The sequence below is a fragment of the Enterobacter sp. fkY84-1 genome (assembly GCF_052974705.1).
This window is the reverse complement of sequence record NZ_CP169393.1, coordinates 1,112,033-1,131,305: the sequence shown is the minus strand read 5'-3', so window position 1 is coordinate 1,131,305 and position 19,273 is coordinate 1,112,033. Positions and strand designations below refer to the sequence as shown.

18 protein-coding genes and 1 tRNA gene are annotated in these 19,273 nt (G+C 55.6%); 8 read left to right on the top strand and 11 right to left on the bottom strand.

The annotated features are described in order from the left end of the window. Positions 1–107 precede the first annotated feature (107 nt). The 5 genes from ACEPLT_RS05270 to ACEPLT_RS05250 form a co-directional block, all read right to left on the bottom strand. Complete coding sequence (locus ACEPLT_RS05270) at positions 108–1,139, bottom strand: ABC transporter ATP-binding protein (protein WP_232927964.1); 1,032 nt, start codon at positions 1,137–1,139, stop codon at positions 108–110. Between the two features lies 1 nt (position 1,140). Beyond that, positions 1,141–2,715 (bottom strand): ABC transporter permease, encoded by a 1,575-nt coding sequence (locus tag ACEPLT_RS05265; protein WP_232927961.1) that lies wholly within the window; start codon positions 2,713–2,715, stop codon positions 1,141–1,143. Positions 2,716–2,739: 24 nt separating this feature from the next. Then, entirely contained in the window at positions 2,740–3,756 is a 1,017-nt protein-coding gene (locus ACEPLT_RS05260; protein WP_232927958.1) for an iron ABC transporter substrate-binding protein, read from the bottom strand. Between the two features lie 358 nt (positions 3,757–4,114). Beyond that, positions 4,115–4,945, bottom strand: a complete 831-nt coding sequence (locus ACEPLT_RS05255; RefSeq protein WP_058654321.1) for a CPBP family intramembrane glutamic endopeptidase — start codon at positions 4,943–4,945, stop codon at positions 4,115–4,117. Between the two features lie 102 nt (positions 4,946–5,047). Then, positions 5,048–5,124: transfer RNA gene (locus tag ACEPLT_RS05250), tRNA-Arg, on the bottom strand. A 278-nt stretch (positions 5,125–5,402) separates the two neighbouring features. Between ACEPLT_RS05250 and ACEPLT_RS05245 the strand changes: the two genes are divergently transcribed. From ACEPLT_RS05245 to fimZ, 3 genes are all read left to right on the top strand, one after another. Then, positions 5,403–6,101, top strand: coding sequence for an EAL domain-containing protein (locus ACEPLT_RS05245; RefSeq protein WP_058655045.1), 699 nt, complete (start codon positions 5,403–5,405; stop codon positions 6,099–6,101). A 24-nt stretch (positions 6,102–6,125) separates the two neighbouring features. Further along, positions 6,126–6,854, top strand: coding sequence for a helix-turn-helix transcriptional regulator (locus tag ACEPLT_RS05240; RefSeq protein WP_008499340.1), 729 nt, complete (start codon positions 6,126–6,128; stop codon positions 6,852–6,854). An 800-nt stretch (positions 6,855–7,654) separates the two neighbouring features. Then, positions 7,655–8,287 carry a fimbria biosynthesis transcriptional regulator FimZ gene (gene fimZ, locus ACEPLT_RS05235; protein ID WP_008499339.1) on the top strand — a complete coding sequence of 211 codons (633 nt, stop codon included), beginning with the start codon at positions 7,655–7,657 and terminating at the stop codon, positions 8,285–8,287. A 51-nt stretch (positions 8,288–8,338) separates the two neighbouring features. Here fimZ and sfmF read toward each other — a convergent pair whose 3' ends face one another. The 6 genes from sfmF to fimA form a co-directional block, all read right to left on the bottom strand. Further along, on the bottom strand, positions 8,339–8,860 hold the full coding sequence (gene sfmF, locus ACEPLT_RS05230; RefSeq protein ID WP_008499338.1) for a fimbria assembly protein: 522 nt from the start codon (positions 8,858–8,860) through the stop codon (positions 8,339–8,341). A 9-nt stretch (positions 8,861–8,869) separates the two neighbouring features. Continuing rightward, entirely contained in the window at positions 8,870–9,877 is a 1,008-nt protein-coding gene (gene fimH / locus ACEPLT_RS05225; RefSeq protein WP_232927951.1) for a type 1 fimbria D-mannose specific adhesin FimH, read from the bottom strand. Further along, entirely contained in the window at positions 9,870–12,431 is a 2,562-nt protein-coding gene (locus ACEPLT_RS05220; protein ID WP_232927948.1) for a fimbrial biogenesis usher protein, read from the bottom strand. Before ACEPLT_RS05220 ends, fimH begins: the two co-directional genes overlap by 8 nt. A gap of 14 nt (positions 12,432–12,445) precedes the next feature. Further along, positions 12,446–13,138, bottom strand: a complete 693-nt coding sequence (gene fimC / locus ACEPLT_RS05215) for a type 1 fimbria chaperone FimC (protein ID WP_023326827.1) — start codon at positions 13,136–13,138, stop codon at positions 12,446–12,448. A 34-nt stretch (positions 13,139–13,172) separates the two neighbouring features. Continuing rightward, on the bottom strand, positions 13,173–13,718 hold the full coding sequence (fimI, locus tag ACEPLT_RS05210) for a type 1 fimbrial protein subunit FimI (protein WP_008499334.1): 546 nt from the start codon (positions 13,716–13,718) through the stop codon (positions 13,173–13,175). 68 nt (positions 13,719–13,786) lie between these two features. Then, positions 13,787–14,350, bottom strand: coding sequence for a type 1 fimbrial major subunit FimA (gene fimA, locus ACEPLT_RS05205; protein WP_008499333.1), 564 nt, complete (start codon positions 14,348–14,350; stop codon positions 13,787–13,789). Between the two features lie 309 nt (positions 14,351–14,659). Between fimA and folD the strand changes: the two genes are divergently transcribed. From folD to ACEPLT_RS05180, 5 genes are all read left to right on the top strand, one after another. Next, complete coding sequence (gene folD / locus ACEPLT_RS05200) at positions 14,660–15,526, top strand: bifunctional methylenetetrahydrofolate dehydrogenase/methenyltetrahydrofolate cyclohydrolase FolD (protein ID WP_008499332.1); 867 nt, start codon at positions 14,660–14,662, stop codon at positions 15,524–15,526. Between the two features lies 1 nt (position 15,527). Continuing rightward, complete coding sequence (gene ybcJ, locus ACEPLT_RS05195) at positions 15,528–15,740, top strand: ribosome-associated protein YbcJ (RefSeq protein WP_004143016.1); 213 nt, start codon at positions 15,528–15,530, stop codon at positions 15,738–15,740. Positions 15,741–16,023: 283 nt separating this feature from the next. Further along, complete coding sequence (locus tag ACEPLT_RS05190) at positions 16,024–17,523, top strand: PTS transporter subunit EIIC (protein WP_008499331.1); 1,500 nt, start codon at positions 16,024–16,026, stop codon at positions 17,521–17,523. Positions 17,524–17,606: 83 nt separating this feature from the next. Further along, positions 17,607–18,623 carry a Mal regulon transcriptional regulator MalI gene (gene malI / locus ACEPLT_RS05185; RefSeq protein ID WP_025912647.1) on the top strand — a complete coding sequence of 339 codons (1,017 nt, stop codon included), beginning with the start codon at positions 17,607–17,609 and terminating at the stop codon, positions 18,621–18,623. Between the two features lie 73 nt (positions 18,624–18,696). Continuing rightward, entirely contained in the window at positions 18,697–19,218 is a 522-nt protein-coding gene (locus ACEPLT_RS05180; RefSeq protein ID WP_232927945.1) for a metal-dependent hydrolase, read from the top strand. Positions 19,219–19,273 lie beyond the last annotated feature (55 nt).

Below are 19,273 nucleotides of genomic sequence, written 5' to 3'. Positions count from 1 at the left end.
ACGCATGATGGTGAGGTTTTATGAGCATGGTAGAGAATCTCAGGAAATGCCATATATTCTGGAAAATTCTTTTATAACAGTCCATTGCATGAAATTATTAATGAATATTAAGAATAGTCGAATACACGCGCGGTGCCAGCAATATCAATGCGAACCGCCGTGCCCGGGTTCCATCCTGGCTGGCTGACGGTCTTGAGGGTCACGGGCTGCGGCTGTCCGGTAAGCCCAAGGGTGAGCGTCGACAGGTGACCGGTAAAATCCACATCAAGAATGGAGATCGGGCTTTCATGTGAGGCGCATGCCGTCACGCTCAGCTGCTCCGGGCGCAGCATCACTCTGCCCTGCCCTGTCGCCAGCGGGTTGTCTGTGAGCACCTTACCCAGCGCGCAGAGGGCGTAGCCCGCGGTGAGCTGCGCAGGCAGGATCAGCGCATCACCAAGAAACAGCGCCGTCTCTTCGTCAACGGGACGGGTGTAAACCTCATAAGGCGTCCCGACCTGCGTGAAGCGTCCGGAACGCATGACGGCAACCTGCGTGGCAAAGGAGAGCGCTTCGTTCTGATCGTGGGTAACCAGAATCGAGGCCACGCCCGCTTCGGCCAGCAGATCGGCCGTGGCCTTTCGCGTCATGGCGCGCAGGCCGGTATCCAGCGCCGAGAACGGTTCATCCAGCAGCATCAGTGAAGGACGCTGGGCCAGCGCACGGGCAAGGGCCACGCGCTGCTGCTGTCCGCCGGAAATCTCGTGAGGCCAGTGCGTGGCGAGCTGCCTGTCCAGCGAAACCATCTCCATCAGCGCCTCAACGCGCTGGCGTTTTTCGTGGCGGGTCCCGTCCAGCCCCCAGGCAATGTTGTCTGCCACGTTGAGGTGCGGGAACAGCGCGCCCTCCTGAGGCACAAAACCGATCCCGCGCTGGTGGGCAGGGACAAAACGGTTTTCATCAAACAGGGTTCTCCCCTGCATAACAATACGACCGGTGTCGGGCGTCTCAAACCCGGCAAGAATACGCAGCAGCGTGGTTTTACCTGACCCCGACGGCCCGACAATGGCCGTTCTGCTCCCCGGCGCAACGCTCAGGTTTAAGCTGTCGAGCACCTGCACATCAGCAAACGATTTAGAAATGGCGGTTAATTCAAGCATGTCATAGCCCTGCAATTTTCTTCGACTGCATATAGAGAATGGCGGTCAGCGGGAGGGAAATCAGGATCATCAGCATCGCGTAAGGCGCGGCGGCGACATAGTCAATTTCGCTGGTCAGCGCCCAGAATCCGGTAGAGAGCGTGCGCGTGCCCAGGGGAGAGAGTAACAGCGTGGCAGTCAACTCGTTGCTGACGCCGAGGAACACCAGCGCGGCCCCCGCCGCCGCACCCGGCGCGGCCAGCCGCATCGTGACGCTCCAGAGCGCCTTCACGGGCGTGCTGCCAAGGCTGCGCGCCACGTTTTCCAGCTCAACCGGCGCCTGCGCTATCCCCGCCCGCAGGTTGATGAGCGCACGGGGCATAAACATCAGCAGATAGGCAAGGAACAGGGTAATTTCCGTCTGGTAAATGGGACGGGCGTAATGAATGGTGACGGTGACCAGCGCCAGCGCCGTGACAATGCCCGGCAGCGAACTGGTGATATAGATGCACCCTTCCAGCATCCGGAAGATACGGTGCGGGTAGCGGATACCGAGCCACGCAATGGGGATCACACACGTCGTCGTCAGCAGCGCGCCGCCCACGCCGAGCATCAGCGTCTGGCGCAGCGAGTGCCAGAGATCGGCGCTCATCCAGTTTTCCACCCCGCCGAGCCAAATCCAGCGACACAGAACAGCTAACGGCACGCCCAGCGCCAGGACGATCAGCACCATGAAAAACAGCTGCCCCAGCGCGGCAACCGCAGGCTTCAGCGGCCAGCGTTTCTGCTCGCGCGCAGCCCCGGCGCCAATGCGCGCGTAGCGTGCTTTTCCACGCGTCACGCCTTCCAGCACCAGGATAGCGAGGCAGCATAACGCCAGCACGCCCGCCAGCATGTTTGCTGCCGGGCCGCTGAAGGTTGACTGAAACTGGTCATAAATGGCCGTGGTGAAGGTATCAAAGCGGATCATCACGTACAGACCATATTCCGCCAGCAGGTGCAGCGCCACCAGCAGCGCGCCGCCGCAGATAGCCAGCTTGAGCTGGGGTAGCACCACGCGGAAAAAGACCTTCCACGGCGGGGTGCCGAGCGACGCGGCGACATCTTCGAGCGTCGGGTCAAGGCGGCGGAGCACCGCGGCAACCGGCATGTAGATAAAGGGATAGTAGGCAAGCACGGAGAGAAACACGCCCGCGGAGAGCCCGTGCATCGACGGAACCACGCTCACCCAGGCATAGCTTTGCACAAACGCGGGAATGGCCAGCGGGGCGACCGCCAGCGCGGACCAGATGCCCCGTCCGGCAAGCTGCGTGCGCTCGGTGAGCCAGGCAATCGCCACGCCCGTCACGATACACAGCGGAACCGCCAGGGCCGTCAGCCACAGCGTGTTGCTGAGCAGCTCAGCCACACGCGGGCGAAACACCAGCGCCTTAATGGTTTCCCAGCCCGTCTCAATGCCAATAGCAATGATAAAACCCAAAGGCAGAAGCGCCAGTAATGAAAACAAGACAGCTAACGCAACCATCGGCAGTGCAGGACGCCTGCGGGCAGGCTCCTGCACTCTGTTTTTTCCGATGTCGAGACTTAGACCAGACATAAGACCTTCACTTCACTCTCAGGATCACAGCAGGCCGGCTTGCGTCATCAGCTCGATAACTTTTTTACTGTTGAGCGTTGAAGGTTCAACTTTCGGTGCATCAAGATCTTTCAGCGGGACCAGTTTCGGGTTTGAGGCCGAGTTCAAGCCCACGGCGTATTCAAAGGCGTTGTTGGTACGCAGGCTTTCCTGACCTTCTTTGCCGGTAATGTATTTGATGAAGGCCTGCGCCTGCGCTTTGTGCTTGCTGGACGCCAGCACGCCACCGCCGGAGAGGCTCACAAACGCGCCCGGGTCCTGGTGCTTGAAGTAGTAGAGCTGGGTGTTTTTGCTGTTTTCACCGGTTTTGGACTGATCGACAAAGCGGTAGTAGTGGTAAATCACCCCGCCATCAATCTGACCGGCATTGACCGCTTTCATCACGGTGCTGTTGCCTTTATAGGCCACGAAGTTGGCTTTCATCGCCTTGAGCCATTCCAGGGTGGCCTTCTCGCCCTTCAGGGCCAGCATCGCGCTCACGATAGCCTGGAAATCCGCGCCTGACGGTGATGCCGCCCAGCGGCCTTTCCACTCGGGTTTCGCCAGATCCATCAGTGATTTAGGCAGCTGCTGTTCGCTCAGTTTCGCCGGGTTATAGACGAACACCGTGCTGCGGGCAGCAATGCCGATCCAGCGGCCATGCGCCGGACGATACTCTGCCGGTACCTGCTTCAGGGTGTCTGAATCCAGCGGGGCAAACAGGTTGGCGTTATCCACCAGCACCATGGACGGCGAGTTTTCCGTCAGGAACACGTCTGCCGGCGATGCGCTGCCTTCCTGCACCAGCTGGTTACCCAGCTCGCTGTCATCACCATTACGCAAAGTGACTTTAATCCCGGTTTCTTTGGTAAAACCGTCAACCCACGACTTCACCAGGTTTTCATGCTGCGCGTTATAAATAACGATACCGTCGTTGTTATCGGCGGCAACCGACTGTGTGGAAAGGAAAAGGGATGATGACAACAAGGCAAGCGAGAAGCAGGACAGCAGGCGAGAATTCATGAACATATCCTTAATAGACCAACGGGAGTAACCACTCATAGCTTTGTGGGACAGGATTAAAGCATACAACAACGCTAATGATAATTAGTATCAATCCAGTTTACGCGTAAAAGTGTAAAATTTCTTTTTAGCCGATTTTGTAATGATAAAAATCCAAATTTTAATGCGAGATAATTTCTAGATTAAGAAAACCTTAAGCCTGCCAACAACGAAATTCATTAGCCTTCTATTCATTATAGCGCGAAGGTAAAACTGTTATTCGCGCGCCCGGCAGATATAAAAAAGCCCCGATAGTGCGGGGGCTTTTTATGCTTATCCGGAGGTAGCTAAATTTATTTGGCTACTCATTTAAAAAGCATCACATAGCTGCATGAGGGGCATACACAGGATAGGTGAAGAACAATAAATGCACGCAGTTCAGCCCAAAATGGAATAACGTTGCAACCCAGAGCCTGCCGCTCCACATCCACGCCAGGCCGTAAATAATGCCGGAGAGGCTGGCAAAAATAATCAGCAGTAAACCGCCGCTATAATGCATCAGCCCAAAGAGGACTGAGGCCATCAACAACGCGACAACAGGATGAACGATCCGGGACAAGCGCTGCTGCAGGTAGCCTCTGAACAGGGCTTCCTCGGCCAAAGAGACGAAGAAAATATTCGCAAGGGCAAATTGCGCGAACCATTCTGGCGCATGTGGCTCAATTCTCAGCCCGCCCAACGCCACAGCCAGAAGTAACAGCGCGGGTACCGCAAGTACCAATATTACCCAGCCGAGCTTGCCAATTTTATAGAGGGGTTTTGCTACGAATAGCGTTGGCATGCACGTAATTAAAAAGAACGGCACCACCGCCTTGTCAATATTAAAGTACATACTGAACGGTATGCTTTGCGGACCAACGACGACAGCATCCAGCACTTTGGGATTATGGAAGCCCGGGAGCACATGCATAACCAGGGCAACGGCGATGATCACACACAGGCCTTCAATCAGATAAGTATATTTATCATCCTTATTACGTAGCCATTCAACAACAGACCAGCCAATAACGATTGACGCAATAACCAGCAGCGCCGGGGCGTCAAGAATGCTCTGGTTCCAGCCGAGAAATGCCGTTAATCCCAGCAGCAGGTAAGCCAGGCTTTTATTAAGGGAAAGTGCGGCAAGCGAAATTGCGAGTAGATACCACATAAATGTCCTTCATGACCGATAAATTTTAGGGTCGATGTCCCAAATATGTCCCACAACGGAAATCAGGAGGATGTGAGTGAGGCGTAACTCTATGAAATGAAATGGCACGCCCTGTAGGATTCGAACCTACGACCTACGGCTTAGAAGGCCGTTGCTCTATCCAACTGAGCTAAGGGCGCACTGAGAAGCGTGTACTTCGCGGTGGTGAAACGCGAAGAATTATACGGTCAATGGCAGGTGAGTCAATGCCTTTTCCGTTTTCAGGGCCAATTACCGCTAGCCAATTGTAAATACGGCTATTTTCTCAACATTCCTCCCTGTTTTACCGTAAAATTTAGCGCTGCGAAAAGGCTTAGTTGCATTTAAGTAACGCCTGCTGTTTTCCTGAACGTCAGCTCGTCACACTAGAGCCAGGTATCCCGGCCGCCTGGAGGCTGACAGACAACAGGACAATGGAGTGACAGCGCAAAACCTGATCGATACGCCCCCCCGGTTACAGTACCTCTCTCAGGACATCGTCGGCATTAAGCTTGAGCCTATCGTCACCCTCGCCTCTTTGCGGCAGGTTGGCGTGGAGGTCCTTAGCGTCCTGGCCGATACGCGGCACAGTGAGGATTTTTTTTGCGATCGGTCCGCTGGCTGGTCGCTAACGCTGCTTGAGGCGCAGCTTGCTGCGTTAAAAAATACGCCGCACGGTCATAACCTTTTTATTAATCTGCCGATAACCGTCCTAACAGAGCCTGCGTCCTTCCAGCGGCTCATCAGACTCCCCTGCGTGCCGCTCAATATTGAGTTTGTCGACCTTGCGGCTTTTTTGGCGCTGTCCGTCGCGCAGAAGCAGCGCGTGGTTCAGAATCTGCAGCAGCTGAGCAGACAGGGGCACGCTATCTGGCTGGATGACATTGATGATGTCTTAGTGCAGTCGTTTTTATCCTGTCGACTTCCGTTAAGCGGCATCAAAATAGATAAGGAAGCATTCTGGCGTTTACGCGACACCCCTGCGCTGAGGCAACTGGTTTCCCTTTGCTTTCAGCTTGCCGGGAAAGTGCTTATCGAAGGTATTGAGACTGAACGCGATCGTACCTGGGCACTGCAGGCAGGCGCAGACTTCGGCCAGGGATATTACTGGCCGTCCTGGACATGGCCGGAGGATTAAAACGCCATTTCCAGGAGGGAGACCATGCGAATGACAGTGCGCCGTTACCGGCGGCGGCGTACAGGAAGTGATGCACTGGGATTTACGCGCTCACCTTTTGCTCCCCCCTTTTTCGACCGGCTCGAATTTTTGAGCCAGTCCATCAGCCAGCCCCGCAAAACAGACGCCCCGTTTATTCTCCTGGTGACGGAGGATCATTTCCTGCGCACCGGTTTTCTCAACGGGCAGTTTCCCCTGAGCAGCTGCTGCGATTACGCCACGCTGGACGACGCCCTTGTCGCACAGACGCAATGGCCCTCCGCCCGTCTGGTCGTGGATATTGAAAGCCGGTCAACGGGGCTTCTGGAGAAACTGGATCAGTTGAGAAGGCATAGCCTGTTTCCTCCGTTCCTGACGCCCTGGCTGTTAGTCCGGGCCGATAATTACGACACCCGCCTTTTCTGCAAAGCGGCAGGTCCCTTTCATGTGCTCGAGCGCCAGCTGAACGCCGCGGCACTCCAGCACAGCCTGCTGGATGCCCGCCCGCCACAGGGCTCCGACAAAGACTGGTTCAACCGCAATGAATGGCCGATCCTGCAGGAACTCTCCCGGGGCAAGACGTTACGTCAGATTGCCCTTATGCAGAATCGTCCCTATAGCCGCATTATCTATCGTCTTAGCTGCATCCTGGTGAAGCTGGGGCTGAGTCATCGACAGGAATTGTTGCATCTTCTTAATAACCTCTCAGACTGCACGTTTTCACTCACGTCCTAACCCCTTATTTCCTAAAGCGCTTTAAGAATTTACTTACCATTCGCGTTTCAAAAATGTTAATTTTTAACAATAAAGTCGAAATTATAACTATTCCTAATTTATGGGCGAGAACCTTGTGATATGCCACAAATTGAACGAACGGCAGCACTTTCCTCCATCCGTTAAGTGAATGCAGACAGCGTTAACAAGATGATAATGATGTAAAAACAAGCAGCTTAGCGACTGCGCCCTGGAGGGAAAAGCGAAGCAGATAGCATGTTCTCCTGTGCAGGAGTTGCGGAGCTGAAGGTCAACCTTCACGCTTTCAGATGAAGGTCTGACGGCCTGCGAGGGCAATTGTTCACCTCATCAGACCGGGCGAGTCCCCCAAAATGATGCGTATTTTTGTTAACAATTGATCAACATACAGAGATATCTGTTATTTTTTGTTATTACATAAAGATGAAAATATGCGGTAAATGGGATAACAGGATATTTCCGCTAAATTTAAAAAAATAGCGATTCAGATCCAGAAGATAATACAAACCAATATCCTGTGATTAATTTACAGGGTTTTCGGAAAAAACTTACCCTGTATAATAAGAAGCGTACCAAATCTGAATAAGAAAAACCTTTTTGCCAACACCAGCCAAATGAGATGACCGCGCTGAGGCATAGTTCTTTTCATTACGTAAACAAGGATGCTTTCGCTCTTTCCAGGGAAATACTACGGTATAGGGATCTGCACATTATATCCTTCCGGCATTTCGAGAGTTTTACCAAACTCTGCATAACGCTTTTAACAATCTGAGGCATTAAAAATGAAACCGGCATCCGTTATCATTATGGACGAACATCCTATCGTCAGAATGTCGATAGAAGTCCTGCTACAGAAAAATAAGAATATCACAGTCAAGCTCAAGTCTGGCGATAGCCATGAAGTCCTTGACTGTATCCGTAATCACCCTATCGATCTGGTGATCCTTGACATTGAACTCACGGGCACGGATGCTTTCGCTTTACTTAAGAGAATCAGAAACTTAAACAAAGACATTAAGGTTCTGTTCCTCTCATCTAAATCAGAGTTATTTTACGCAGGTCGCGCCATTCGCGCCGGGGCAAATGGCTTCGTCAGTAAACGAAAAGATTTGGGTGAGATCTACAACGCCGTAGAAATGATCCTGATGGGCTATTCCTTTTTCCCATCGGAAACGCTGAACTTTATAAACCATTTGGGTTCAGGGAAAGGGATGGCAGTCGATATGCCATTATCAAATCGCGAGGTCACGGTATTACGCTATCTGGCGAATGGATTATCCAATAAGGAAATTGCTGAACAGCTACTATTAAGCAACAAAACCATTAGCGCGCATAAATCCAATATTTATTCCAAGCTGGGCGTGCAAAGCATCGTGGAATTAATTGATTACGCCAAAGCGCACGAGCTGCTTTAACCTGAATTCACTCCCTGCAGCTTATCTGAGCTGCAGGGAGTGCGGTCAGTGCTAATTATAGTTAATCATAAAGGTGGCATCCGCATCGGCTCGTCCGGGCTGAGGGTTATCTGCAGTGGCAATATAATTGGCATAAAACGACAATGTTGCATTCCCCTGCGCATCAACCGAGACCGGCTGGCTGGCCTGCTGGAGAGCCAGACGCGTTTTATCCGCATCCCTGATCTCTACCGCGACACGGCTCGCTGTACTGGCGTCGTTCAGCGCCAGCAAACCGTTATTGCTCCCGTCGGCTTTACCCGAAAACGTAATCGACGCCGCGCCCGGCGGACAGCCGGTCAGCTTCAGCGTAAACGGCATGGGCTGCGTGCGGCTCCCGGTGGTGCTGAGCTGTTTCGTGGGCCAGGTGCCCAGCGTGACGGTCTTGTCGCTGTCGCTGCCTTCCGCAACGCAGGTAAAATCGACAATATTGCCGTAGAGCCGAATGTTAATTTCACCCAACGCGGTGTCCGCCTGAGCCTGTGTGCAAAGCGCAAAGAGCGCCACGGTGAGAAAACGGATCCCGTTTCGCATATCGGCTCCTTAGTCGTAATCCACGCGCAAATACCCGCGCGAGGTGAAACGCCCTTCCGCTGGCTTGTTGCCCGTCACGCTCACCGGCCAGACGCGGATCCCCACCTTTGCCTGCGCGCTGTCGTCGAGGCGGAACGGAATTTTGCTTGTCAGGTTGTTAGGCGTTAGCGGCGCACCGCTCTCGTTGGCAATGATGAACCCGACGTCCGGGTTATCCGACACCAGCATATTATCAGAGACTTTCTCCGCCTCTACGCGCATCGTCAGCATGGCGTTTGCCTCCACGTTGGTGCATTTGATCGCAATGGTTTTGCTTTGCGATGAGACGCCCTCCGGTTTGTTACCTACGCCCGCCTTGCTGAACAGGGAGGCGCCAATGTCGCCGAAATCAAACTCCACCACGTTCCCGGCGTTGATAGCGCAGCTTTGCGGCACCTGAATGGTACCGCTGTAGCTGATGGTATAGACCGGCGTGGTGAGCGGATCCGAGGAGGTGGTGGTGACGTAAACGCGGAACATGGTGGCGCGCGGGATCACGACCATATTAATAAAACGTCGGGTTACCTTAAGGCGGAAGACAAGGCTGGAGTCCTGAACGCCAAACGGTCTGTTTTTGGAGACGTTAGGATGGCTCCCCATCTGGATATAGTTTTTTGGCGGATAAAACACGCCAGCATAGCTGTCCGTGATTTTCATGGCTCCGTCCAGATAGTCGTTCAGCTTCAGATACTGATAGCCATCGCTTGTTCCCGTAACCTGATAATCGGTCACGTAGCTACGCTTGGTGGTATTCCCGACCGTGCCCTTCGGGCAGACGGCATTGACCCCTACCCACTGCGACTTCTCGCTGAGCGTCACGACCTGTCCAATCTGGTTATTCGAGCTATTGAATTTGTCCGTCAGGTCGTAATGCACTTCCGTCGGCACGCCTTTTTCATTGACGCACACGGTGGCGAATGCGCTTGCCGCAGGCAGTAGCGCCAGAAGCGACAAGCCTAAGATGTGGGTTTTATTCACAGCGAATCCCCTTCATTGTGATTGCCTGTTGCAGGCTCTTTTCAGGCAAGCTGTAAGGCGCGCGACACTGAGACTGCGCCCCTTCGCCCCACTGGATCAGCAGTTCGCCCTCCAGCGGCAGCCCGCTCAGGTAAATTTGCCCGTCGTCCCCTACCATGCTGGTGACACCGCTCCGGGTCTCACGGACCACCGCACCAAACGGCACGGGCTGGTTGCCGCGCGTTACCGTCAGCAGGGCGCGCACGCCAATGCGAGTATCAAAGCTGGCGCGCACCAGCGCGCCTTTGGTCGGCACCACGCTGCTCACGTTGTTTTCGATGTCGGTGTTGTTGCTCATGGTGTTGGTATCCAGCGCCACGCGGTTGTAGCGGTAGACGGTGGCATACGGCATCACCGCATAGCCTCGCCAGTCGGTTCTCACGCCGGTCTGGTTTTCCACGCTGACGCCGGATGCCCCCGGCGCTTTGATCAGCACGTTGGTGTCGCCCAGCGGCTGGCTGAAGGTCACGCCGTCGGCATGACCGACGACCCCGCCGGAGAGCTGCCAGTTGAGATCGTGCTGATCGTCGCTGTAGTTGTAACCCAGGCCCAACGTGCCGTAGGTCGCCTGCCAGTTGGCGCTGGCGCTTCCGCTTGACCCGTTGGTGCTGGTGTGTCCCTGAGTCACGCTGTAGTTCAGGTTGCGGTCTTCCAACAGCGTGCCACTGACGCCGGTTTGCCAGCTCGTGTCGCCATCGCTGTTCCGGCTGGCGGATGCCGTGGCGTAGGCCCTGTCGATGGCGCTGTCCCGGCGATAGCCCTGACGGGTAAAGATACTGAACGGCACGGAGACGTTAAACGACGCGATCCGGTCGGTGCCGTCGATCCCGACGGATTTGTTCCACGACCACGAAACGGAGTAGTTGATCCCCTTCATGCCCCCCGCATACCCCAGCTGGTACCAGAGGTTCGACTCGTCGGTACCCCAGTAGGTCTGCTCGCTGCCGGAGATATAGACCGAGCCGTAATCCCCCAGCGACTGAGAAACGTTAAGCTGGAAGCGGCCTTTTTTATTCCACGTCAGGTTGTGATAGCTCTGCACGTCCGGCACATCGTTATCGTCCTGGCTGTCGGCATACTGATAGCCTTCCATTGAGCGCCATGCCACATCGTCCAGGGTGTAAAACCCTTTTGTGGAATAGCGGTAGCCCAGCAGCTGGAAGTTGGTGCCAAAGCCGTTAAGGGATTTCGCATAGAGGAAGCGCAGGGACTGTCCTTCATGCTTGCTGTCGTCCGCGAGCTGGCTGCGGGCGTGGGTGATATCGAGCGAAACCGCGCCCCAGTCGCCCAGGTTTTTTCCGGCCCCGACGGCGACCGCGGTATAGCGTGACGCCAGCTGCGTCCCGCCGTAGAGCGTAAAGCCGTTGGCAAGCCCGGTAATCAGGGTGCCCTGGGTGAAGAACGGCGTATCCTGATCGCTGTTACCGCTGCGGTAATCCCCCGCGACGAGGTCATACTTCCAGCGCCCTTCACGCTGCAGAAGCGGCACGGTGGAGTACGGCACGGTATAGCGCTGCTGGGTACCGTCTTTCTCTTCTACCGTCACTTCCAGGTCACCGCTTGAGGAGGTGGGGTTGAGATCGGTAATCGCAAATGCGCCCGGCTGCACATAGCTTTGATAGATCACGTAGCCATTCTGACGCACCACCACTTTGGCGGGCGTCCGGGCGATCCCGCGCACGGTGGGCGCGTAGCCCTGCAGGCTGTCCGGGTACATGCTGTCAGACGAGAAGAGCCGTCCGCCGCGGAACCCCATGCTGTCGAAGACGTCATTACCGGTATTGCTGTCGCCCAGGACCAGTTCGCTTTTCAGCGGGATCACGGTGCGCTGCGCCCAGGTGCCAATATTCTGCCACTCGCTGTGCCGCTGCCCGTTGGTCTGCGTGTATCGCCATGCGCCGTTGTTGCGCAGGCGCCAGGCGCCATAGTTCAGCCCGCTCTGCAGGTTGAGGTAATAGCTGTCGTCTTCGCTGCCCCGGTTGCCCGTAAAGCTGTAGTTCAGCAGCGCGGCGGGAATGCCTTCATCCCACTGTTCCGGCGGAATGTAGCCCCGGGCGCTGTTCTGCAATGCCACCTGCGGCAGGCTGACGTTCAGGCGCTGTGAGGCAAAGTTGAATACCGTTTCGCTGCCGGGAATGGCCGTGGTCAACGGGACGCAGGCCTCACCCTGAACCTGAGCCAGCTCGGGAAACGCCGCAACGTTGACGCCAAAGCGGTCCAGCATCGCGCGCGTAATACACGGCGATAGCCCGCCCGCCACCGGCGGCGTGTTCTCCGCCTGCTCAAAACGCACGTCCTGAGTCCCGATAAATTCATCGTTACGCCAGATATCCACGCGATAAACGCCGGGTGCCTGCTGGTGCCCTTGTTCAAAACGCGACAAATCCGCCACGCTGGCGGTGTCGTCGGACAGGAAGGCCGGGTTGAAATAGCTTTCGCTCCAGCCAGCCTGCGGCCAGAGCGCAGCCATCAGCGCCAGTGCAACCGGGCAGTAACGTCCCTGATGGTTTTTCATCGCCCTGACTCTGCTCACAGGTTGACGCTACGCGCCGGCGTGATGGCACCGTAGTCATTCACGCTCTGCCAGGAGAGCGTGCCGCCGGCACCGGCTGGCAGCACCTGCTGTGCCGCGCTTTTCGGCGCCACCATCAGGTTATCCAGCGTCTTCCCGCCCAGCTTCAGATTGACGAGGGTGATGTAATACGGAGACGCGTTGCTGACTTTGAGATGGTTACCCGCGCGCTCAAACCGCAGCTGGGAAAGCGCCTCTTCCGGCTGCATTGCCAGGTTGTTCGGGCGCACAAACAGCTTGATGCGCGAGAGGATAGCCAGCTGCAGCACGTTATTGTTTTCCGTTTTGGCTTTGTTCACTGACGGGATCGCTTTCACGTTCATGTAAAACAGCGATTCACGGTCGGCAGGCAGCGCAGGCCCGGCGTAAATAATGCGCAGCGTGTTTTCACTGTCCGGCTCGCTAACAAACAGGGGCGGCGTGACGGCAAACGTTTTTTCTTTTTGCCCGTTCGCATTTTCGATCCACGCGTTAATTAAATAGCGCTCCTGTTTATTGCTGTTGGTGATCGCCAGCGACGTTTGCTTCGCGTCCGCCGGGTAAATAACGCGGGTGGCTCCCAGCGCAATACCGCCGGATGCATTCGCGCAGGCAGAAACCATCATTAAAATAAACGATAAAAAAAGTCCTGGTTTAATTAGGGTATTCATCACAACCGTACCTTTAATAATGTGTTCGCAGGTGTTATGGATAAATCAACGTAAACCAGACATCCGACTGAATTTTGCCTGGCTCGAGGTGTTCGGAAATAGCCCGATAGCGGGCGCTAAAATGGAACGCCAGCTCGCGGGTATCGATCGGCAGCCAGCTGACGGCCGTGGCGTTTGGGATAATCTGACGCTGCTGCTCGTCAAAGAGCGCCAGCCCAACGCCGCTGCTGACAGGCGTTTCACCTGGTCGCGATGTCGCCAGAAAGACCTGAGGATCTTCTGCGGGTGTGGCCCCCTGAAACTGGATCCCCACGGTGCGCGAAACATCAACGCTGCAGTCCAGCAGCCGTACGGTGAAAGGCACATTCACCGTGGAAAAACTGCCCACGCCGGAAAATGAATTGGTTCGGTACTGCCCCATATCGATGCGCATATTCTGGCTGTCGGGCGCCACGGCGCAGCCGCCGTTCACCAGTTCACCTCTGAGATGAACCTTGCCGCCTTCGATCACCACGGTATGCGCCGATGCCGGGCAAGCCATCGCAAGGGTTAACAGCAGTAGTGTTCCTGTCCTTGTCATCCTTTGTTCCTGGCAATAGCGTATGACGGGCCTCGTCCCTGAGGCCTGAACATCCCTGTGCGGAGGAATTATTCGTATTTCATTACGAAGGTGGCGTCAGCGTTCGCCTGGCCTGGCTCGGTAGTCGCAGCCGTGGATTTATAACGCGCGGTGAACTTCAGGGTGTTGGTCCCTTCGATCAGCGTCTGCGCAGCAGAGAAGGTCGCACCGTCTGGCGTCAGAACGCTGGATTTGCTGTCGAGGATCTCGATACCCACGCCTTTCGCGGTATTGTCGTTGCTGCCGGAGGTGACGGCCAGCAGGGTTTTGTCGGTTGGGTCGATCTGACCGGTGAACGCAACAGCGGCAGTTTTGGCCACCAGCGGATCGCAATCGTTCAGTTCAATGTTGAACGGAATATTAGAGGTGGTGTCGCCCACTTTGGTGAATTTCGCGGTACGATACTGACCCAGATTAACGGTCTGCTCGGAAGAATCAGTATTTACTGAACAAGCCGCATTAACCAGCTCACCTTTAAAATGTACGGTACCGCCATTTACGGAAACCGGCGCAGCAGGATCCGCTGCATTTGCGGCACCCGCAACCAGGGCCAAAGTTGCAATAACAGTAGAAGCAATGTTGCTGAGTTTCATGTCTATTCCTTTAAAATGTAAATAACCCTTCCCGCGAAAAATCGGGAATAAGAAATACGTTCAATTGAGTAATTGAAAGCTTATTTCGGAGGAGACAAAGTAGCTCAGTAGGTGATTTTTAAATATGTCAAAACGCTGCCATTTTACCAGGTCACATCCTAATCCCGCCTAAGAAATTGACCATCCCTTAAGAAGGTTTTTTGCGTCTTGCGGATAAAAACGCGCAAAGGGTGACTGACAGCGGGGCTCGCTTCTGACAAAATACACGCATCCCCCCTTTCGAACGTTACAGACGGAATCTTCTCTCTGATGGCAGCAAAGATTATTGACGGTAAAACGATTGCGCAGCAGGTGCGCTCTGAGGTCGCGGAAAAAGTGAAGGCGCGTAAAGCGGCCGGAAAACGCGCCCCCGGGCTGGCCGTTGTGCTGGTTGGCAGTAACCCGGCATCGCAGATTTATGTCGGCAGCAAGCGCAAAGCGTGTGAAGAGGTGGGGTTCGTCTCCCGCTCTTACGATTTGCCGGAAACCACCAGCGAAGCAGAACTGCTGGAACTTATTGACACTCTGAATGCCGATAAAGAGATCGACGGTATTCTGGTTCAGCTGCCGCTGCCCGCCGGTATCGACAACGTGAAGGTGCTGGAGCGTATTGCACCGGATAAAGACGTGGACGGCTTCCATCCTTACAACGTTGGCCGCCTGTGCCAGCGCGCGCCGCGCCTGCGTCCGTGCACGCCGCGCGGTATCGTGACGCTGCTGGAGCGTTATAACATCGATACTTACGGCCTGAACGCCGTGGTCATCGGCGCGTCCAACATCGTGGGCCGCCCGATGAGCATGGAGCTGCTGCTGGCTGGCTGCACCACCACCGTTACCCACCGCTTCACCAAAAACCTGCGTCACCACGTTGAGAACGCCGATCTGCTGATCGTCGCGGTCGGTAAGCCGGGCTTTATTCCGGGCGAGTGGATTAAAGAGGGCGCAATTGTCGTGGACGTCGGGATTAACCGTCTGGAAAACGGCAAAGTGGTCGGCGACGTGGTGTATGAAGATGCCGCCGCGCGCGCCTCTTACATTACCCCCGTACCGGGCGGCGTAGGCCCGATGACCGTCGCAACGCTGATTCAGAATACCCTGCAGGCATGCGAAGAATATCACGACGTAGAGGACGCGTAAGATGGCCACATTTTCATTAGGCAAACACCCGCACGTTGAGCTGTGCGATCTGCTCAAGCTGGAAGGCTGGAGCGAAAGCGGCGCGCAGGCGAAAATTGCCATTGCCGACGGGCTTGTCAAAGTGGACGGTGCGGTGGAAACCCGCAAGCGCTGCAAGATTGTCGCGGGCCAGACCGTGAGCTTTGAAGGCCAGAGCGTGACCGTGACGGCGTAAGCCGTTTGATGCCCGGTGGCGCTGCGCTTACCGGGCCTACGTACTGTCTCCGTTTGTAGGCCGGGTAAGGCGAAGCCGCCACCCGGCAATTTCTATCTCTATCCCCTCACATCCATCACGGTTATTTATCGATCCACTTCAAATAATCAATATTTCGTCTGTTGAAAAGTGAAAATTCAGTTGCGCGTTTTTCACGCTTTGCCCACGATAAGTAGAACGTTCTACTAAAACGTTCTACTTACAATAACAGCGCCAAAAAAAGCGCTACTCGGGGGAAATCAGCATGAGTCTGATATCAGGGTTTGTTAAATCGCTGTCTAAGTTATCGATGATTGGTCGCGCCTTAATGCTGCCAATTTCACTGCTTCCCGCTGCGGGCCTGCTGCTGGCCTTCGGCGATAAGTTCCATCTGCCGCTGATGATGAACGCGGGCGGGGTTATCTTTGATAACCTGCCGATGCTGTTTGCCATTGGCTCTGCCGTGGGCCTGGCGTCAGAATCCGGCATTGCGGCGCTGTCTGCGGCGGTGTCGGTGTTTGTCACCAATATCACCATCAGTACCGTGCTGAGCATCACGCCGGAAATGGCCTCTCAGGGCGGGAAATACGCCATGGTGGTGGGCATTCCGACGCTGCAGATGGGCGTCTTCGGCGGCCTGATCTGCGGTATTCTCGCGGCCTGGTGCTATAACCGCTTCCACACCATGCAGCTTCCGGAGTTCCTGGGCTTCTTCTCAGGCAAGCGCTTCGTGGCGATTGCAACGGCGTTCCTCTCGTTCCTGATGGGGCTGCTGCTGCCGTACGTGTGGCAGCATATCCAGGCCGGTATCGACGCCCTCTCCGTGGTCGTTAACGGCGACAACCAGGCGGCCTCGACCTTTATCTTCGGTCTGGTGGAGCGCGCGCTGATCCCGCTCGGTCTGCACCATATCTGGTATCCGTCGTTCTGGTATTCGTTTGGGGATTACACCACCCAGGCAGGCCAGGTGATCCACGGCGACCAGACCATCTGGTTCAAGATGCTGGAAGAAGGGGTGAAATCCTTCAGCAGCGATACCTACCAGAACGCCGGTAAGTTCATGCAGGGTGAATTCCCGCTGATGCTGTTCGCGCTGCCTGCGGCGTGCCTGGCGATGTATCACGAAGCCCATACGAAGAATAAGAAAATCGCGGCCGGTATTCTGTTCTCCGCGGCGCTGACCTGCTTCCTGACGGGGATCACCGAACCGGTTGAGTTTACCTTTATCTTCGTGGCGCCGATTCTGTACGTCTTTAACGCCATCATGGCGGGTCTGGCCTACATGACCATGTACCTGCTGCATGCGCATATCGCCAAGTCGTTCTCTGCGGGCTTTATCGACTATCTGTCATTCGGGATCCTGCCGTCGTTTAACGGCTACCAGACCCACTTCCTGAGCGCCATTATCATCGGCATTCCAATGGGCCTGATTTATTACTTCACGTTCCGCTTTGTGATCCGTCGTTTCGACGTGAAAACGCCGGGCCGCACCGAAGTAACCGCCAACGCGGATGAAAAATCGGATTCCGAGCTCGCGACCGAGATCATCACCCTGCTGGGCGGCGCGCATAACATTGACTCCGTCGGCGCCTGTATCACCCGCCTGCGTCTGGAAGTGGCAAAAAGCGACGCGGTGGATAAAGACGGTCTTAACGGACTCGGCGCGCGCGGCGTGGTGTTTGTCGGCGACAACGGTATTCAGGTGATTTTCGGTGCCAGAGCACAGTTTATCGCCCAGACCATGTCCACCATGATCGGCAAATAATAAGATGCCTGAACGACACGTCTCCTGTACGCTGGGAGGCGTGTTTTATCTGGCTGATAATCGGTAAATTTCAGGGAGCGGTTTTGAAGAAAGTCAGCATTATTGATGTCGCGAAGCACGCGGGCGTGTCGGTTTCCACCGTATCGCTGGTGCTGCGCCAGAAAGGGAAAATCTCAGAGGCAACGATCGAGAAGGTCAACGCTGCCATCAATACCCTGGGCTATGTTCATAACGTTGCCGCTGCCAACCTCCGCGCCAATACCTCTAATCTGATTGGCCTGATCCTTCGCGACTTTAGCGACAGCTTCTCCATCAAGGTGATGGCGAGCATTGTTCAGGATCTTGAAAAACAGGGATATATGGTTTTTCTCGGTCAGCCCCAGAACGACCATGACCAGCTTGAGCGCTGCCTGCTGTCGTTTAAGCAGCAGGGCGTCGCCGGGGTGATCTATCTGGCCTCGGATACCCGCACCGCCACCCTGCCGGAAAAGATTCGCCACTGCCCGCTGCCGCTGGTGGTGGTCTCGCAGTCGCTGCTGGATGAAAAATGCAATCTGGTGATGCGCGATAACCGACAGGCGGCCAGTCTGGCGGTGCGTTATCTTATCGAGCGCGGTCATCGTAATATCGCCTACATAGGCGGACGGGAAGGCTGCCTTATCCGCGAGCAGCGCCTGCTCGGCTTTCGCAGCGCGATGGCGCAAAACGGGCTGGTCTGGCGCGATGAATACTCGCCGGCCTGCAGCGATGACACGCTGGCAGCGGGTTTTGCCACCCGCCAGCTGCTGGAAAAAAACAATACCATCACCGCCCTGCTCTGCCACTCGCCGGATGCCATGATCGGCTCCATCTCCGGTATTCATCAGGTCGGGCGTACGGTGGGTAAAGATGTGTTTCTGACGCAGCAGGTCGCCCTGGTCGGTTTCGAAGATATGCTCCACGTTAACCTCACCTCGCCCTCGTTTACCTACGTTTCGTCCGCCAGCGAAGAGACGGGGCGTCAGGCGGCCGGGCTGATGATTCGCACGCTGAAGGAGCCGACGCTGCAAACCCAGCGTATTACGCTCTCCGGGCAGCTTATCGCACGCGAGTCGGCGTAAAATCAGAATTTAGCCCGGGTCTTTTAGCGCGAGAGGACTGCTATATTTCCATGATTTGCCATGGATAATCACAATGCCGACCGTCATTACACACGCTGCTGTTCCGCTTTGCCTGGGCTTAGGCCTGGGGACAAAAGTTATCCCACCCCGCCTGCTGTTTGCCGGAATTGTTCTCGCCATGCTGCCGGACGCCGACGTGCTGGCGTTCAAGTTCGGCGTCGCGTACGGCAACGTTTTCGGCCATCGCGGCTTTACCCACTCCCTGCTTTTTGCCCTCGTGGTGCCGATACTTTGCGTACTGACTGGACGACGATGGTTCCGGGCCAGCCTGACGCGGTGCTGGCTGTTTTTAACCGTGTCACTGCTGTCGCACAGCCTGCTGGATTCGATTACCACAGGCGGGAAAGGCGTCGGCTGGCTGTGGCCGTGGTCGGATGAACGCTTCTTTGCGCCGTGGCAGGTGATTAAGGTCGCGCCGTTTGCGCTCTCACGCTATACCACGCCGTACGGGCATCAGGTGATTATTTCAGAACTGCTGTGGGTGTGGCTGCCGGGTGTGGTGCTGATGGGGTTGCTGTGGTGGAAAAGAAGGTAAAAAAAAGCCGGGTGGCGGCTGCGCCTTACCCGGCCTACTTTTGCCCGTAGGCCCG

Bases quoted from the DNA above. Each gene is read 5' to 3' on its own strand.
- ACEPLT_RS05240 (WP_008499340.1), top strand. From the start codon at position 6,126: ATGCGAATGACAGTGCGCCGTTACCGGCGGCGGCGTACAGGAAGTGAT.
- ybcJ (WP_004143016.1), top strand. From the start codon at position 15,528: ATGGCCACATTTTCATTAGGCAAACACCCGCACGTTGAGCTGTGCGAT.
- fimZ (WP_008499339.1), top strand. From the start codon at position 7,655: ATGAAACCGGCATCCGTTATCATTATGGACGAACATCCTATCGTCAGA.
- fimC (WP_023326827.1), bottom strand. From the start codon at position 13,138: ATGAATACCCTAATTAAACCAGGACTTTTTTTATCGTTTATTTTAATG.
- fimI (WP_008499334.1), bottom strand. From the start codon at position 13,718: ATGACAAGGACAGGAACACTACTGCTGTTAACCCTTGCGATGGCTTGC.
- fimA (WP_008499333.1), bottom strand. From the start codon at position 14,350: ATGAAACTCAGCAACATTGCTTCTACTGTTATTGCAACTTTGGCCCTG.
- ACEPLT_RS05270 (WP_232927964.1), bottom strand. From the start codon at position 1,139: ATGCTTGAATTAACCGCCATTTCTAAATCGTTTGCTGATGTGCAGGTG.
- ACEPLT_RS05260 (WP_232927958.1), bottom strand. From the start codon at position 3,756: ATGAATTCTCGCCTGCTGTCCTGCTTCTCGCTTGCCTTGTTGTCATCA.
- folD (WP_008499332.1), top strand. From the start codon at position 14,660: ATGGCAGCAAAGATTATTGACGGTAAAACGATTGCGCAGCAGGTGCGC.
- ACEPLT_RS05255 (WP_058654321.1), bottom strand. From the start codon at position 4,945: ATGTGGTATCTACTCGCAATTTCGCTTGCCGCACTTTCCCTTAATAAA.
- ACEPLT_RS05265 (WP_232927961.1), bottom strand. From the start codon at position 2,715: ATGTCTGGTCTAAGTCTCGACATCGGAAAAAACAGAGTGCAGGAGCCT.
- ACEPLT_RS05220 (WP_232927948.1), bottom strand. From the start codon at position 12,431: ATGAAAAACCATCAGGGACGTTACTGCCCGGTTGCACTGGCGCTGATG.
- sfmF (WP_008499338.1), bottom strand. From the start codon at position 8,860: ATGCGAAACGGGATCCGTTTTCTCACCGTGGCGCTCTTTGCGCTTTGC.
- ACEPLT_RS05190 (WP_008499331.1), top strand. From the start codon at position 16,024: ATGAGTCTGATATCAGGGTTTGTTAAATCGCTGTCTAAGTTATCGATG.
- ACEPLT_RS05180 (WP_232927945.1), top strand. From the start codon at position 18,697: ATGCCGACCGTCATTACACACGCTGCTGTTCCGCTTTGCCTGGGCTTA.